General features: G+C 67.3%; 15 protein-coding genes. 5 read left to right on the forward strand and 10 right to left on the reverse strand.

Going from position 1 to position 13,686, the window contains the following annotated elements:
- Positions 1-42 precede the first annotated feature (42 nt).
- The 4 genes from ACQVDU_RS09430 to dapA all read right to left on the reverse strand — a co-directional run bounded on the left by ACQVDU_RS09430 (position 43) and on the right by dapA (position 6,012).
- Positions 43-2,709 carry a DNA translocase FtsK 4TM domain-containing protein gene (locus ACQVDU_RS09430; RefSeq protein ID WP_443476970.1) on the reverse strand — a complete coding sequence of 889 codons (2,667 nt, stop codon included), beginning with the start codon at positions 2,707-2,709 and terminating at the stop codon, positions 43-45.
- 78 nt (positions 2,710-2,787) lie between these two features.
- Entirely contained in the window at positions 2,788-3,282 is a 495-nt protein-coding gene (locus ACQVDU_RS09435; RefSeq protein ID WP_300591426.1) for a GNAT family N-acetyltransferase, read from the reverse strand.
- Positions 3,283-3,334: 52 nt separating this feature from the next.
- On the reverse strand, positions 3,335-5,011 hold the full coding sequence (locus tag ACQVDU_RS09440; protein WP_363496521.1) for a ribonuclease J: 1,677 nt from the start codon (positions 5,009-5,011) through the stop codon (positions 3,335-3,337).
- Positions 5,012-5,034: 23 nt separating this feature from the next.
- Complete coding sequence (dapA, locus tag ACQVDU_RS09445) at positions 5,035-6,012, reverse strand: 4-hydroxy-tetrahydrodipicolinate synthase (protein WP_341579469.1); 978 nt, start codon at positions 6,010-6,012, stop codon at positions 5,035-5,037.
- Positions 6,013-6,068: 56 nt separating this feature from the next.
- Between dapA and ACQVDU_RS09450 the strand changes: the two genes are divergently transcribed.
- On the forward strand, positions 6,069-6,614 hold the full coding sequence (locus ACQVDU_RS09450) for an NUDIX domain-containing protein (protein WP_443476971.1): 546 nt from the start codon (positions 6,069-6,071) through the stop codon (positions 6,612-6,614).
- A 6-nt stretch (positions 6,615-6,620) separates the two neighbouring features.
- Here the strand turns inward: ACQVDU_RS09450 and ACQVDU_RS09455 are convergent, their stop codons facing one another.
- Positions 6,621-7,385 (reverse strand): SDR family NAD(P)-dependent oxidoreductase, encoded by a 765-nt coding sequence (locus tag ACQVDU_RS09455; RefSeq protein ID WP_443476972.1) that lies wholly within the window; start codon positions 7,383-7,385, stop codon positions 6,621-6,623.
- 28 nt (positions 7,386-7,413) lie between these two features.
- Positions 7,414-8,139 (reverse strand): FAD-dependent thymidylate synthase, encoded by a 726-nt coding sequence (gene thyX, locus ACQVDU_RS09460; protein WP_300591421.1) that lies wholly within the window; start codon positions 8,137-8,139, stop codon positions 7,414-7,416.
- Between the two features lie 145 nt (positions 8,140-8,284).
- Between thyX and ACQVDU_RS09465 the strand changes: the two genes are divergently transcribed.
- The 4 genes from ACQVDU_RS09465 to ACQVDU_RS09480 all read left to right on the forward strand — a co-directional run bounded on the left by ACQVDU_RS09465 (position 8,285) and on the right by ACQVDU_RS09480 (position 10,628).
- Positions 8,285-8,722, forward strand: coding sequence for a TlpA family protein disulfide reductase (locus ACQVDU_RS09465; protein WP_443476973.1), 438 nt, complete (start codon positions 8,285-8,287; stop codon positions 8,720-8,722).
- Positions 8,715-9,182, forward strand: a complete 468-nt coding sequence (locus tag ACQVDU_RS09470) for a DUF4395 domain-containing protein (RefSeq protein WP_443476974.1) — start codon at positions 8,715-8,717, stop codon at positions 9,180-9,182. Before ACQVDU_RS09465 ends, ACQVDU_RS09470 begins: the two co-directional genes overlap by 8 nt.
- A 116-nt stretch (positions 9,183-9,298) precedes the next feature.
- Positions 9,299-9,724 (forward strand): OsmC family peroxiredoxin, encoded by a 426-nt coding sequence (locus ACQVDU_RS09475; RefSeq protein ID WP_195693419.1) that lies wholly within the window; start codon positions 9,299-9,301, stop codon positions 9,722-9,724.
- Entirely contained in the window at positions 9,717-10,628 is a 912-nt protein-coding gene (locus ACQVDU_RS09480; protein ID WP_443476975.1) for a TIGR01777 family oxidoreductase, read from the forward strand. Before ACQVDU_RS09475 ends, ACQVDU_RS09480 begins: the two co-directional genes overlap by 8 nt.
- Before the next feature lie 15 nt (positions 10,629-10,643).
- On the opposite strand, the gene ACQVDU_RS09485 is transcribed toward ACQVDU_RS09480, so the two are convergent.
- The 4 genes from ACQVDU_RS09485 to ACQVDU_RS09500 form a co-directional block, all read right to left on the reverse strand.
- Entirely contained in the window at positions 10,644-11,096 is a 453-nt protein-coding gene (locus ACQVDU_RS09485) for a tetratricopeptide repeat protein (RefSeq protein WP_443476976.1), read from the reverse strand.
- On the reverse strand, positions 11,093-11,923 hold the full coding sequence (gene dapB / locus ACQVDU_RS09490; RefSeq protein WP_443476977.1) for a 4-hydroxy-tetrahydrodipicolinate reductase: 831 nt from the start codon (positions 11,921-11,923) through the stop codon (positions 11,093-11,095). The genes ACQVDU_RS09485 and dapB overlap by 4 nt, the downstream gene beginning before the upstream one ends.
- 42 nt (positions 11,924-11,965) lie before the next feature.
- Complete coding sequence (locus tag ACQVDU_RS09495) at positions 11,966-12,568, reverse strand: histidine phosphatase family protein (protein WP_443476978.1); 603 nt, start codon at positions 12,566-12,568, stop codon at positions 11,966-11,968.
- 64 nt (positions 12,569-12,632) lie between these two features.
- Positions 12,633-13,658: an aldo/keto reductase gene (locus ACQVDU_RS09500; RefSeq protein WP_443476979.1), complete on the reverse strand. Its 1,026-nt coding sequence runs from the start codon at positions 13,656-13,658 to the stop codon at positions 12,633-12,635.
- Positions 13,659-13,686 lie beyond the last annotated feature (28 nt).

Raw genomic sequence — 13,686 nt, forward strand, 5'->3', positions numbered from 1 at the left:
AGCCTACTGCGCGAGGCCCGCGCGCTCGCGTGATGAGACCGGTCAGTCGCGGCCGGTCTGCCCCCAGGCATCCTCGCTGCCGTCGTCACCGTCAACGACCTCGTACCCGGCGAACTGCCCATCGACCGCGTCAGGACCGTACGGGTCCTCGGATGCCACACCTGGCGCGTCCTCGCCGCGCAGGCGCGCAAGCACGTCCGGCAGCTGCTCGGCCGTCACGAGCACATCGCGCGCCTTTGAGCCCTCGGAAGGACCGACGATCTCCCGCGATTCGAGCAGATCCATCAGGCGGCCAGCCTTCGCGAAGCCGACCCGGAGCTTGCGCTGGAGCATCGAGGTCGAGCCGAACTGCGTCGAGACGACGAGTTCTGCTGCAGCCAGCAGCAGTTCGAGGTCGTCACCGATGTCGGCATCCACTTCTTTCTTCTCGGCCGCTGCCTGCACGTCCGAGCGATACTCGGGGCGCGCCTGCCCGGTCACATGAGCGACGACCTTCTCGATCTCGGACTCACTGACCCACGCACCCTGCACGCGGAGGGTCTTGGAAGCCCCCATCGGCAGGAAGAGGGCATCGCCCTGGCCGATCAGGCGGTCAGCGCCGGGCTGGTCGAGGATGACGCGAGAGTCGGTGACGCTGGTTACCGCGAAGGCCAGACGCGAGGGCACGTTGGCCTTGATGAGGCCGGTCACGACATCCACAGAGGGTCGCTGGGTCGCCAGTACGAGATGGATGCCGCTCGCTCGCGCCAGCTGGGTGATACGCACGATCGAGTCTTCGACGTCGCGTGGGGCGACCATCATGAGGTCGGCGAGCTCGTCGACCACGACCAAGAGGTACGGGTAGGGCTTGAGAACACGCTCGCTCCCGGGCGGCAGCTTCACTTCACCGGCGACGACAGCGCGGTTGAAGTCGTCGATGTGGCGGAACCCGAACGACGCGAGGTCGTCGTAGCGCATGTCCATCTCTTTCACGACCCACTGGAGGGCTTCGGCAGCCTTCTTGGGGTTCGTGATGATGGGCGTGATCAGGTGCGGCACGCCTGCGTACGAGGTCAGTTCGACGCGCTTGGGGTCGATCAGGACCATCCGTACCTCGGACGGCTTGGCCCGCATCAGCAGGCTCGTGATCATCGAGTTCACGAAGCTCGACTTTCCAGAACCCGTGGAGCCTGCCACCAGAAGGTGGGGCATCTTGGCGAGGTTCGCGATGACGAATCCGCCGCCGACATCCTTGCCCACCCCGATCGTCATCGGATGCGTGGACCCGGTGGCAGCCGCCGAACGCAGGACGTCGCCAAGCGTGACGATCTCACGGTCGGCGTTGGGGATCTCGACCCCGATCGCGCTCTTGCCGGGGATGGGCGCGAGGATACGAACCTCGTTGGATGCGACGGCGTAAGCGATGTTGTTGGTGAGCGCCGTGATGCGCTCGACCTTCACGCCGGGGCCGAGCTCGATCTCGTACTGCGTGACTGTCGGTCCGCGGGAGAAGCCCGTCACCCGCGCGTTGATCGAAAACTCCTCGAAGACACTCGTGATTGCTCGGACCACCGCGTCGTTGGCCTCCGAACGCGACTTCGCGGGAGTTCCTGCCGAGAGGTTGTTCACCGACGGGAGACGGTAGGGCGCGGTCGGAGCCGAGCGGGGAGCGTCGCTTCCGATGCCGATCACGCCGGGAAGCGCGGCATCCTCATCATCGGCGTCGTCATCCTGCAGGCCCGTGTGCGAAGCGCGGACCGCCTTCTTCGCGCCGTCGAGGACGGCAGGATCGATGACCTCGGTGAGGGCATCGGGGGCCGGCGCATCCGACGCCACCGCCGCGAAGGCCTGATCGAAGCCTCCCTCGGGCGGGCCCGGCGGAAGGAGTTCGGTGAGGAAGTCATCCGTCGACATGCCGCCATCGGGATCCTGCTCGCGCCCCGAGCTGTTCCGACGCCACCACGGCAAGGACGTACGCTCGGCAGACTCGGTCTCGTCGGTATCGGTCGACTCGGCGGGGCCCGTGGCACGGTCGGCACCGAACATCCAGGCATAGAGGTCACCCAGACGCCTGCCGATACGGTTGGGTGGCGTCTTGGTGAGGATCAGGATGCTGAGGATGCCGAGCAGGCTCAGCACGATGCCCGCACCGATCGAGGTCAATCCCAGAGCGAGCGGCTCCCCCAGCATCCAGCCGAAGACGCCTCCCGCGGCACTGAGCGCGGGCAAGCCGTCACGCGGCTGCGGACGGCCGCCGTAGACGTGCGCGAACGCCGCGATGACCAGGATGATGAGGCCGAAACCGATTCCGATCCTGCCGTTGTCGTGAACGGATGCCGGATGCCGGAACAACCAGCCCGCGAGGATCACCAGCAGCACCGGCAGCACGAAGGCGACGCGGCCGACGAGCGCGCCGACCGAGTAGGCGGAGATCGTCTCACCGACATCCGAGCCGATGAAGAACCACTCCACGACCGCACCGGCGATTGCCAGGAGCCCGAGGAAGAAGGGGAATCCGTCGCGGCGCTGGTCTTTCTCGAGGGTCTCGGGACCGAACGCGCGGAACATCCCGCCGGTCGCGTGCGCCAGGCCCATCCACATCCGCACGATCAGTGCGGGACGCTCCTCGTCACCGACGTACCGCTTGGGCGCCGGCGCTGACGCGCGCGAACGCGAACCCTTGGCGGGCGCACGACCAGAGGTCGAGGTCTTGGTGCTACTCCTCGGCATGACCTCCACGGTAGGTGCGACCACCGACAATTCCGCGGAACGACGCGGCCTGTCGGCATCCGCCCCTGTTCTGCCCTCTCAGCGCAGGCGCTTGACCATGGTGTCGCGGCCGAAGCCGCTCTGGACGACCGCGAAACCCTCCGTGCGGTAGAAGACCGCCGCGAAGTTGCCGCGCTCCACACTCAGGCTCAGCCGCGCGAAGCCCTCGGCACGGGCTTTGTCTGACAGTGAACGCAGGAGTGCGCGGCCGACCCCGTGCGCGCGCCAGATGGGCCGCACCCCGATGATCAGCTCGGGAACGCCCGTCCCGACGTAGCCGAACCCCGGATCGGATCGGGGAAACATCCGATACCACGCCGCCCCGATCGGCTCGCCCTGCGGATCCGACGCAACGAACCCCGCATCCCCCGGGCGAATCCAGCCCGAGACGTACCTGCCGTGCTCGGGGGCGGTCAGCACCTCGTATCGCGGCCGCGAGCGCCCCGGAGACCAGTTCGCAGCCTCGACGACCATGTCACCCAGGAACGCGCCGTCGGCGGCGGTCGCCGGGCGGATGCTGAAGGTGGCGGGCATGCCGTGATTGTAGCGAGTGGCCGAACCACCGCCGATGGGGTGGCCCCGAAGCTCAGGCCTCGATGACCAGCGGCACGATCATCGGTCGGCGACGCAGGGACTGGTTGACCCACCGGCCAATCGTTCGGCGCACGACCTGTGAGAGCGCATGGTTGTCTCGCACACCGGACTGCGCGGCTTCGGCGAGCGCTGCAGCGATCTTGGGCTTCACACTCTCGAAAACTGCCGCGTCCTCCGCAAAGCCTCGCGCGTGGACCTCGGGGCCGGAAATGATGCGGCCGGTCGCGGCATCCACGACGACGATCACCGAGATGAAGCCCTCTTCGCCCAGAATGCGACGGTCTTTGAGATCGGCGTCGGTGATCTCACCAACGCTTGATCCGTCGACGTAGACGAACCCGAGATCGAGCTGACCGACGTTGCGCGCGACACCGTCGCGCAGGTCGATGACCGACCCGTTCTCGGCGACGATCGTGTTCTCGGCCGGGACGCCGGTCTGCTGTGCAAGCTGAGCATTGGCCATCAGGTGCCGGTACTCGCCGTGGACGGGCAGCACGTTGCGCGGTTTCAGGATGTTGTAGCAGTAGAGCAGCTCCCCCGCTGCAGCGTGACCCGACACGTGGACCTTGGCGTTGGCCTTGTGCACGACGTTGGCGCCGAGCTTGGTGAGCCCATCGATGACCCGGTAGACGGCGTTCTCGTTGCCGGGGATCAGACTCGAAGCGAGAATGACGGTGTCGCCGGGTCCGGGCTCGATCTCGTGGTCGAGGTTGGCCATACGCGAGAGCACCGCCATCGGCTCTCCCTGCGACCCCGTCGACATGTAGACGATCTGGTCGTCGGGCAGATTCCGCGCCTTCTTGTAGTCGATCAGAAGGCCGTCGGGCACGTGCAGGTAGCCGAGGTCTTCGGCGATCGTCATGTTGCGCACCATGCTGCGACCGAGCAGCGCCAAACGGCGTCCGTGGGCAGCTGCGGCATCCATCACCTGCTGAACGCGGTGAACGTGGCTGGAAAAGCTTGCGACGATGACGCGGCGCGGTGCCTTGCCGATCACCTGGTCAAGGACCGGACCGATCTCTTTCTCCAGTGGCGTGAATCCCGGCACGTCGGCGTTGGTGGAGTCGACGAGGAAGAGGTCGACCCCGGCTTCACCGAGGCGCGAGAACGCACGCAGGTCGGTCAGGCGCCCATCCAGCGGGAGCTGGTCCATCTTGAAATCGCCGGTGGCCAGCACCGTACCCGCCTCGGTTCGGATGGCAACCGCGAGCGCGTCGGGAATCGAGTGGTTGACCGCCACGAACTCGAGCTCGAAGGGGCCCAGACGCTCGACCTGTCCCTCCTTCACCGTGAGGGTGTAGGGACGCAGGCGGTGCTCCTTGAGCTTGGCCTCTGTGAGGGCAAGGGTAAGCCCCGAGCCGATCAGCGGCAGATCACCCTTGAGCTTGAGCAGGTACGGAACGGCGCCGATGTGGTCCTCATGGCCGTGCGTGAGCACGATGCCGACGATGTCGTCGAGGCGCGACTTGAGCGGTTCGAAGTCGGGGAGGATCAGATCCACGCCCGGCTGGTGTTCCTCGGGGAAGAGCACGCCGCAGTCCAGGACGAGGATCTTGCCGTCGAACTCGAAGATGGTCATGTTGCGGCCGACCTCGCCGAGACCCCCGAGCGGGATGACGCGCAGCGTCCCCGATTCGAGCGGGGGCGGGGCGAGAACAGCGTTGGACATGCGACTCCTATCGGCGCTGCGAATCAGCGCGTGGTGCCCGAGACCTTGGGCAGGGCGCCGCCGGCGGCAGCGTTGCGGTCAGGGCGGAAGTTCGAGAAATCGACACCGGGAACACCCGAGACAAGAGCGAGTTCGTCCTCGATCTTGGCGGCTTCCCACTCCTCCGGGCCCACCAACGGCAGGCGCACGCGCGGGCTGGTGATCCGGCCGAGCCCGTGGAGGATGTACTTGGCCGAGACGGTGCCGGGAACGTGGGTCATGACGGCCCGCACGAGCGGCTCGAGCTGGCGGTGGGCCGCAGTTGCTACCGCCAGGTCACCGGCGTTGACGGCATCCACGATCACCCGGTAGGGCTGCGCGGCGATGTTGGCGGTCACCCCGATCAGGCCGGTCGCCCCGATCGACAGGTGTGGCAGCACGTTCGCATCGTCGCCCGAGAAGTACATCAGGTCGGTCTGGTTCAGCACGCGGCTGACCTCGCTGAAGTCGCCCTTGGCGTCCTTGATGGCGAGGATGTTCGGGTGCTTGGCGAGCCGCAGGATCGTCTCGTACTGGATCGGAACTCCGGTTCGGCCCGGGATGTCGTAGAGGATGACGGGGAGGTCCGTGGCGTCGGCGACGAGACGGAAGTGGGTCAGGATGCCGGCCTGAGTCGGCTTGTTGTAGTACGGCGTGACGATCATGATGCCGTCGGCGCCGACCTTCTCGCTGGCCTTGTAAAGCTCGATCGCGTGGGCGGTCTCGTTGGAGCCGCCGCCGGTGATGATGGCGGCACGGCCTGCCGCGACATCCTTGCCGACCTCGACGAGGCGAATCTTCTCGGCGTCAGTCAGGGTCGAGGTCTCCCCCGTGGTTCCCGTCACGACGATGCCGTCGGCCCCGGCGCCGATCACATCGTCGATGTGCTTCTCGACCGCCGGCCAGTCGACCTCGCCGTCGGCGGTCATGGGAGTGACCAGCGCGACGAGCACCTGCCCGAACGGGTTTGTCGAGTGCGTCATGGGTTCAGGCTATCGGTTCGGCATCCGGCGGCGCCTCGGCGCTCTAGCCTGGTGCCATGTCGTGGCGCACAGAATCCTCGAGATCGATCTATGAGAACCGATGGATCGCGGTTCGAGAAGACAGCGTCAGCGGCCCTGCCGGCGCAGGGATCTATGGCGTGGTCAGGATGCAGCATCCGGCAGTTTTCGTCGTGGCCGTCGATGCGCACGACCGGGTCTGCCTGGTCACCCTCGAGCGCTATCCAACCGGCAACCGATCCATCGAGGTTCCCGCGGGCGGCACCGACGGCGAGGCTCCGCGGGACGCTGCGGAGCGCGAGCTGCGTGAAGAGACCGGGCTCCAGGCGAGCGAGTTCACCGAGATCGGCTTCATGTATGCCCTCAACGGCATCGCCGACGCCCCCGAGCACGTCTTCCTCGCTACCGGCCTCGAGCCCATCGCCGGAGCCGATGCGACGGAGCGCCACGAGGAGGGGATCGACGAGGTGTCGTGGGTGCCATTCCCCGAGGTGCTGGGGATGATTCGTGATGGCGAGATCAGCGACGGCGAGACGATCGCGGCGCTGATGTTCGCCGCCATCCACCTGGGGCGCGTGAACTGACGAGTCTCAGCGACCGCGGCGGCCCGCGGCTGCAGAGACGGATGCCGGCAGCAGGCGCGCGACGGCGGTGATCGCCTTCCACTTCACCGACGGGATCGAGACGGCCCGGCCGCGGGCCGCATCGCGCAGGGATTGCTCGACAACGACGTCGGCATCGAGCCAGAGCCAATCGGCCACGCCCTCGCGGCCCGGCGCCAGCCCCATCCGCTCGTGGAAGTTCGTGTGGGTGAAGCCGGGACAGACCGCGGTCACCGTCACCCCGGACGGCGCATAGGCAGCGTTAGCCCAGCGTGAGAACTCGACCACCCAGCGCTTGACGGCGCCATAGGTCGATCGCGGTGTATAGGCGGCCACGGATGCGACATTGATGATTCGCCCGTGACCACGGCTGAGCATCGGCCCGAGGGCCGCGTGCATGAGCCGCATCGGCACCTCAACATGCAGCTCCAGATGCCGCGCCTCGTCATCGATGTCGTTGCGTTCGAACGCGAGGGGCAACCCGAACCCGGCGTTGTTCACCAGGACCTCGATGGGGCGCTCGGGGTCGGTCAACCGGGCTTCGACCTTCGCCCGCTGCCGCGGCTTCGTCAGGTCGGCAACGAGGGTCTCGGCCTGAACGCGGTAGCGATCACGGATCTCGGTGGCAACGGCATCCAGGGCTGCCCTGTCCCGACCCACGAGCACGACATCGGCCCCCCGTGCGGCGAGGCGGCGAGAATACTCGGCGCCGAGCCCTGAGCTTGCCCCGGTGACGAGAACGGTCTTCGGCATGCGACTCAGCGGATCCTGGGGCAAGCCATCACGGAGCGACGCGTCCGTTGGCTGCGAACGCGGCGTGGGTCATCGGCATCAGCGTCGCCCACAGGTCTTCCATCTTCTCGGCGCACATCTCGATCTCTCGCTGCGGGAACGAGGGGAAGTGCGAGCCTTCGACCTTGGTTCGCAGCGACAAGAAGTTCATGAGCGACCGGGCGTTCATCGTGACGTACATCGACGAGTAAGTGTTCAGCGGCAGCACGATGCGCGCAACCTCGCGGGCGACGCCGGCATCCAACATCCGTTGATACGCCGCGAACGCGTGCACGGATGCTTCGCGTGTCGCCTCGTCGACGATCTCGGTCTGCTCGGGGGTGCCGTCGATGAAGTCGTACGCGCCGGGCTTTCCGACCTGCACGAGCTTGCGCTCGGGGGCTGGAACGTAGAACACCGGCCGCAGTTCGCGGTAGCGCCCGGATTCCTCGTTGTAGGAGGCGATCCGGTGCCGCATGAACTCGCGGAACACGAAGATCGGCGCCTGCACGTAGAAGGTCATCGAGTTGTGCTCGAACGGTGAACCGTGCCGGTCGCGCATCAGGTAGTTGATCAATCCGCGGTCGCGGTCGGATGCTTCAACCCCCGCTGCCGCATCGCCGAGGGTCTGTTCGCCCAGGGTGGATACCCGCGCCGCGAACAAGACGTCGGAATCTGCGGCACTGGCTCGGACAAGCTCGACGGTCACGTCGCTGCGAAACTCGATGTCGGTCACGGCTCACACCCTACTCGCGCAACCTCGCGCGGCACGGTGCGCGCCGGGCGCGTCCTGCCTCCTGCAACCGGCGTTCTGCCCGCCGTCGTGTCACAGTCCGTCACGTGCGCCCCTCCCCGGCCCAGGTCGCTTAGTGTGGGATGCCGTGGAACCCGTCTCTGCTCTCGTGGGCATCGCCGTTCTGGTCGCGGTCAGCGCCGTGATCGGCATCCTGCTGCGCACCCGTCAGGGGCGCGCACGGCGGGATGTCAACCATGAGATCGTCGAACCCGCACGCCTCGGCGCGGACCGACTCGGGGACGCGGCAACACTGCTGCAGTTCAGCACCGAGATGTGCAGCAGATGCCCCGGGGTCCACCGCACGCTCGCCGAGATCGCCGCGTCGCGTCCCGGAGTTCGCCATCTGGATGTCGACCTCACCCATCGCCCCGATATCGCGCGCCACTTCAACGTGCTGCAGACCCCCACGACCCTCGTGCTCGACCGTGATGGCGCAGTCCAGACTCGATTCGGCGGCGTGCCGAACCGCCACGTGCTCGAGCTCGAGCTTCAGCGACTGACGACAGAGAGCGCCCATGCCTGACAAAGCCCGCGGTATCGACCCTCGGGGTCCGCGGTTCGCCGCCGCGATCACCTCCGTCCTGCTCCTCATCGACGTGTTCCTCGGACTGACCGGCGCCAGTATCGCGGCCTTCGTACTGCTGGTCGCGATCGCCCTGCTGTTCCTGTGGGGTGTCGTCTCGCCGCGCACCGCCCCGTGGGGCGCTCTGTATCGCGCCCTCATCCAGCCCCGCCTGGCGCCGCCCAGCGAGCTCGAAGATCCCCGCCCGCCCCGCTTCGCGCAGGGGGTGGGCCTGTTCGTCACCGCGATCGGCATTCTCCTGTTCCTTGTCGGCGTGCCCTGGGGAGTTCCTGCAGCAGCCGCTGCAGCGTTCGTCGCAGCGTTCCTCAACGCCGTGTTCGGGCTGTGCCTGGGATGCCAGCTCTACCTCGTGCTGCAGCGAGCGGGAGTTCTCGGTCGGCGCCCCGCCGGCGCCGCCTGATCCAGGCATCCGGCCAGCGCGCGGGTTTTGTCACGAGCCTGCCCTCCCCCGCGAAACGCCATTAGGCTGACCGCGGAAGCGCCCACTCCGGGTGCGTGACGACCAGGGAGGTCCCCATGTCCGTGACGAGCGAAGCCACCACCGTCTGGAACGGAAGCCTGACCGACGGGTCGGGAACAGTGACGTTCGACAGTTCCCACCTCGGCACGTTCGATGTCAACTGGAAGGCCCGTAGCGAAGGCTCCTCGACGGTCACCACGCCCGAAGAACTCATCGCGGCAGCTCACGCTTCCTGCTTCAGCATGGCGTTCTCGCACGAGCTCACCCAGAACGGCACCCCGCCCGAGTCGGTGCGCTGCTCGGCCGCTGTCACCTTCATCCCCGGCACCGGAATCACCGGAAGCCACCTCAACGTGCACGCATCCGTGCCGGGCCTGTCGCAGGAGGACTTCGACCGCATCGCGAACGCCGCGAAGGCCGGATGCCCGGTCTCGGCAGCCCTCGCGGGAATCGAGATCACCCTCGAGGCGACGCTTGCCTGAGTCCGCTCTGCGACACGTCGTCATCGGCGGAGCGTCCGGCCTCATCGGCCGGGCGCTCGCCGAGAGTCTGCGGGCCGACGGTGTCCGCGTGACGACCCTCGTCCGCACCCCCGATCCGGGTGCTGACGAGGTACCGTGGCTCGTCGACTCCGACGTGCTCGACCCGGCAGTGCTGGACGGCGCAGACGCGGTTATCGGCTTGAACGGAGCCAGCATCGGCCGATTCCCGTGGAGCTCGTCCTACAAGCACACACTGCTGTGGTCGCGGGTCACGCCGACGCGAGCCCTGGCACGTGCCGTTCGCGAGCTGGGCGAGAACGCCCCGCATTTCGTGTCAGCCTCCGCAGTGGGCTTTTACGGCGCTTACCCTCCCGGCGCCATCGCCGAGGACGCCCCGCGTGGCGACGGATTCCTCGCCGACCTGTGCGGTGAGTGGGAGAGCGCCGCCTACGGTGCCGGTGAACAGGCGCGGGTCACGACGCTACGGACGGCGCCCATCATCCACCGCGATGGTGTACTCAAGCCCCTGATCCTGCTCACAAGGCTCGGACTCGGCGGCCCCTTGGGGCGAGGAACTCAAGTCTGGCCCTGGATCTCGCTAGATGACGAGGTCCGAGCGATCCGGCACATCATCGACAGCGGCACGACAGGGCCCGTGAACATGTGCGGACCGACCCGTGCAACCGCGAATGACATCGGCTTCGCGCTTGCCCGTGAGTTGAACCGTCCGTACCTGCTGCGGGTACCTGAGTGGGGCCTCAAGCTCGTGCTGGGATCAGACCCGACCGAGTCGCTGCTGACCACGGACGCGTACGTCATCCCCGAAGCGCTCGCAGCATCCGGCTTTACGTGGACGCACGAGACGGCCGAGAACGCGGTTCGGGCAGCCGTCGGCAAGAACTGATAAGCCGCAGCCGGGTCAGTTCTGCCGCCCCTGGTCGCGCTCGATCCGAATGGCTGTTCTCACGGCCTCCCGGGCTCGGCGCCGGTCCCCCGCGGCGTCGTAGACGATCCCCAATCGGTACCAGGCTCGCCAGTCCTCCGGAGCGTCTTCGACGTCGGCCTTGAAGCGAGGAAACAGCGCGTCCCCATCCGAGCGCATCACTCGCCCGCTGGGGCGAACCGTGACGAGATCGTCCGGAAGCTCACCCTCGGCCTCGAGACGTCGCCCGAGCTGTTCGGCGCGCACGCCGAACCACAGCTCGCGCCACAGCGCCCAGACCGCGATCACCGGCAAGACGACCAGCACCGCCCCCATCGCCACACCGACCGGGTCGCCGCTGATCAGCAACAGCCACGCCCGCTGAGCGACCAGCACGATGTACAGCAGCAGAAGCGCCGCCATCACTCCGACGGCGATGCGCGAACTCATGCGCCGGTGGCGCGGGCTACCTGCCCCGGCACGCCGCCCTCGTCCACGGGGGCCTGGTCGACAAATGACGGCAGGCGGATGCCGATGTCAAGGAAGGTGTCAAGCCCGATGACGACACTGCCGGGCTCGACGCCGGCAACGCGACCGGCGACAGCTCCGAGCACGAGCCGGATGCCCGGCGCATAGGCGGCTGCAGGGTCGATGGTGTCGTGGGTGAGGGTGAGTGTCTCCCCCGGCCCCGAGAGCACGACGTTCTGACTCGCGACCACTCCCGGCCGCCGGAGGGAGTGAATGGGCACGCTCGCGACCTGCTGACCTCGTGCGCGCTGGTCGACGTGGGGAGCGGCGACCGGGCCTGCATCTGCACGGGCCGCAGCGATCAGTTCAGCGGTACGCACCGCCGTTCCTGACGGCGAGTCGATCTTGGTCTCGCGGTGCGCTTCGATGATCTCGATCGACGGGAAGAAGGGAGCAGCGGCGGCAGAGAGCGCTGAACCGATCACGGATCCGAGCGAGAAGTTCGGAATGAATACCGCCCTGATGCCAGCCTGTTCGATCTCGGGCCGCACCCGCGCGATACGCTCGGCCGACCACCCCGAGGTCCCGACGATGATATCGAGCCCGCGCTGCGCTGCGGCGCGCACCACCTCGATCGACACGGCGGGAATCGTTGCATCCACGACGAGATCGGCGCCGTCAAGGGCTGACATCGCTGAGCGCGAGTTGAGCTCAGCATGGACCTCGAATCCGGGCTCAGCAGCAACAACATCGCGGATGATTCCGCCGAGCTTGCCCGTGGCACCGACGATGGCGACGCGTGTGGTCATGGGTTCCAGCCTATCCGCGGCATCCGGCCGCGCAGCGCACGCTCAGAACGCGTAAGCCTCGGGAAGCCCGGTGCGGTCTTCGACCGGAATATGGGCGAGGTCGTTGTGAGACAGCAGCGTCCACGGTCTCCCCTGCTTCTGGGCCAGCACCGTCAGACCGCAGTTCGCCTGATTCAGCGTCATCCACTTCCACTCGGGCGCCTGCAAGACCTCGCGAACGAACCATCCGATGACGAAGTTGTGGGTCACGAGCAGTTCGTGCACTTCACCGGATTTGCGCACGAGGAAGGCGTTGACGGCGTCGGCCATTTGCGCACGACCCGCTTCGACCTCTTCTTCGGTGACCGCTCCGAAGAACGGCTCAAACACAGCCGGGGTCTCCTCAACCATGCCCGTGGGAACGCAATCGAACAGCAGGGCCGACGGGGTCGGGGTGAGGGCCGGCATTCGCTCGGCGATTGCCCGCGCTGTCTCGGCGGCACGATCGAGCGGGGAATGCCAGAGCGCGTTGAAAGGGATCCCCGACAGGCGGTCGGCCAACAGAGCTGCCTGCCGCTTGCCGCGGGGTGACAGGGGTCCGTCGATCAGGCCATGCTCGGCATCCAGATGCTCACCGTGGCGAACGAGGTAGATGTAGTGGGTCACGGGGCCGCTTCCTCGACGTGCTCGGAACAGTCCTACCCTAACCTCTCGGCCCGGGCGGGTGGTCTCAGTCCGCCGCGCGGGCGATATCTGCCAGCTGGGCTCGCGTGAGCCGCACGCCCACGCCCTGCACGAGCTCGTCGACCTGGTGGGGGGCGAACGCGTTGATGATCGGGGCCGTAATGATGCGCTGAGCGAGAAGCCAGGCAACGGCGACTGAGGCGTTGGTGACGCCCAGCTCCGCGGCAATCGCATCCAGCGCCTTCAGGGTGCGTGTGCCGCGTCGGTTGACGTTCGCTGTGATCTGCTTCGCCCGAACCGACAGCGGTCCGTTGAGACGGTCGCGGTGCAGACCCGACAAGAACCCGTGCTCGAGGGCGTGAGAGGGCGTCACCGCCATCGACTGAGCGCTGGCGACCAGCCGCAGATCGCTGTCGAACTCGTGCCGCCGCAGGACGTTGAAGGGAACATCAAGAACCGAGATCCGGGGGTACCCTGCGGAGCACAGGATTCGAGCCTCCACGAGCTGCGCAGCCTGATACCCGATCGCCCCGATCGCGCGGACCTTGCCCGCGCTGATGAGCCACTCAGCGGTGGCGAGCGTCTCCTCCACCGCGGTGGTCGTGTCTGCCCGAGCGTCGAGGTAGAGGACATCAATGCGGTCGGTACCGAGGCGCGTGAGCGAGGCCTCTGCGGCCCGCACGAGGTCGACAGGGCCGAGCCCCGGGTGATCGGGGTGGGCACCGACCCGCACGGCAAGCACGATGTCATCGCGGATGCCGCGGTCTGCCATCCATCTGCCGATGATGTGTTCGCTGCGACCACCCGAGAAGCTGTCGGCCGTGTGTACGGCGTTGCCGCCCGCACGCACATAGGTGTCGAGGATCTCGTGGCTCGTGGCCGCGTCGACGGTCCAGCCGAACTCACCGCCGCCGAGGATCAGCGGGAAGACCGACATCCCGGTCTCGCCGAGATCGACGCGCACGTTCGAGCCGAGCGGCTGGCCCAGGACGGGAATCGGGGCGGAGGGATGGGCGGGGTTCACTGCCCCGGCTCCTGCCGTTGCCGCGGCACCGACGCCGAAAACAGCCATTCCCTCACCCCCTTCACGGTATCCGCGG

This window comes from Microbacterium sp. F2 (assembly GCF_052274505.1).
Classification (GTDB): Bacteria; Actinomycetota; Actinomycetes; order Actinomycetales; family Microbacteriaceae; genus Microbacterium.

Coding starts and splice junctions, on each gene's coding strand:
- ACQVDU_RS09470 (WP_443476974.1), top strand. CDS start 8,715: ATGCCTGACAAAGCCCGCGGTATCGACCCTCGGGGTCCGCGGTTCGCC.
- ACQVDU_RS09435 (WP_300591426.1), bottom strand. CDS start 3,282: ATGCCCGCCACCTTCAGCATCCGCCCGGCGACCGCCGCCGACGGCGCG.
- ACQVDU_RS09450 (WP_443476971.1), top strand. CDS start 6,069: ATGTCGTGGCGCACAGAATCCTCGAGATCGATCTATGAGAACCGATGG.
- ACQVDU_RS09430 (WP_443476970.1), bottom strand. CDS start 2,709: ATGCCGAGGAGTAGCACCAAGACCTCGACCTCTGGTCGTGCGCCCGCC.
- ACQVDU_RS09475 (WP_195693419.1), top strand. CDS start 9,299: ATGTCCGTGACGAGCGAAGCCACCACCGTCTGGAACGGAAGCCTGACC.
- ACQVDU_RS09485 (WP_443476976.1), bottom strand. CDS start 11,096: ATGAGTTCGCGCATCGCCGTCGGAGTGATGGCGGCGCTTCTGCTGCTG.
- dapA (WP_341579469.1), bottom strand. CDS start 6,012: ATGACGCACTCGACAAACCCGTTCGGGCAGGTGCTCGTCGCGCTGGTC.
- ACQVDU_RS09500 (WP_443476979.1), bottom strand. CDS start 13,658: ATGGCTGTTTTCGGCGTCGGTGCCGCGGCAACGGCAGGAGCCGGGGCA.
- ACQVDU_RS09455 (WP_443476972.1), bottom strand. CDS start 7,385: ATGCCGAAGACCGTTCTCGTCACCGGGGCAAGCTCAGGGCTCGGCGCC.
- dapB (WP_443476977.1), bottom strand. CDS start 11,923: ATGACCACACGCGTCGCCATCGTCGGTGCCACGGGCAAGCTCGGCGGA.
- ACQVDU_RS09440 (WP_363496521.1), bottom strand. CDS start 5,011: ATGTCCAACGCTGTTCTCGCCCCGCCCCCGCTCGAATCGGGGACGCTG.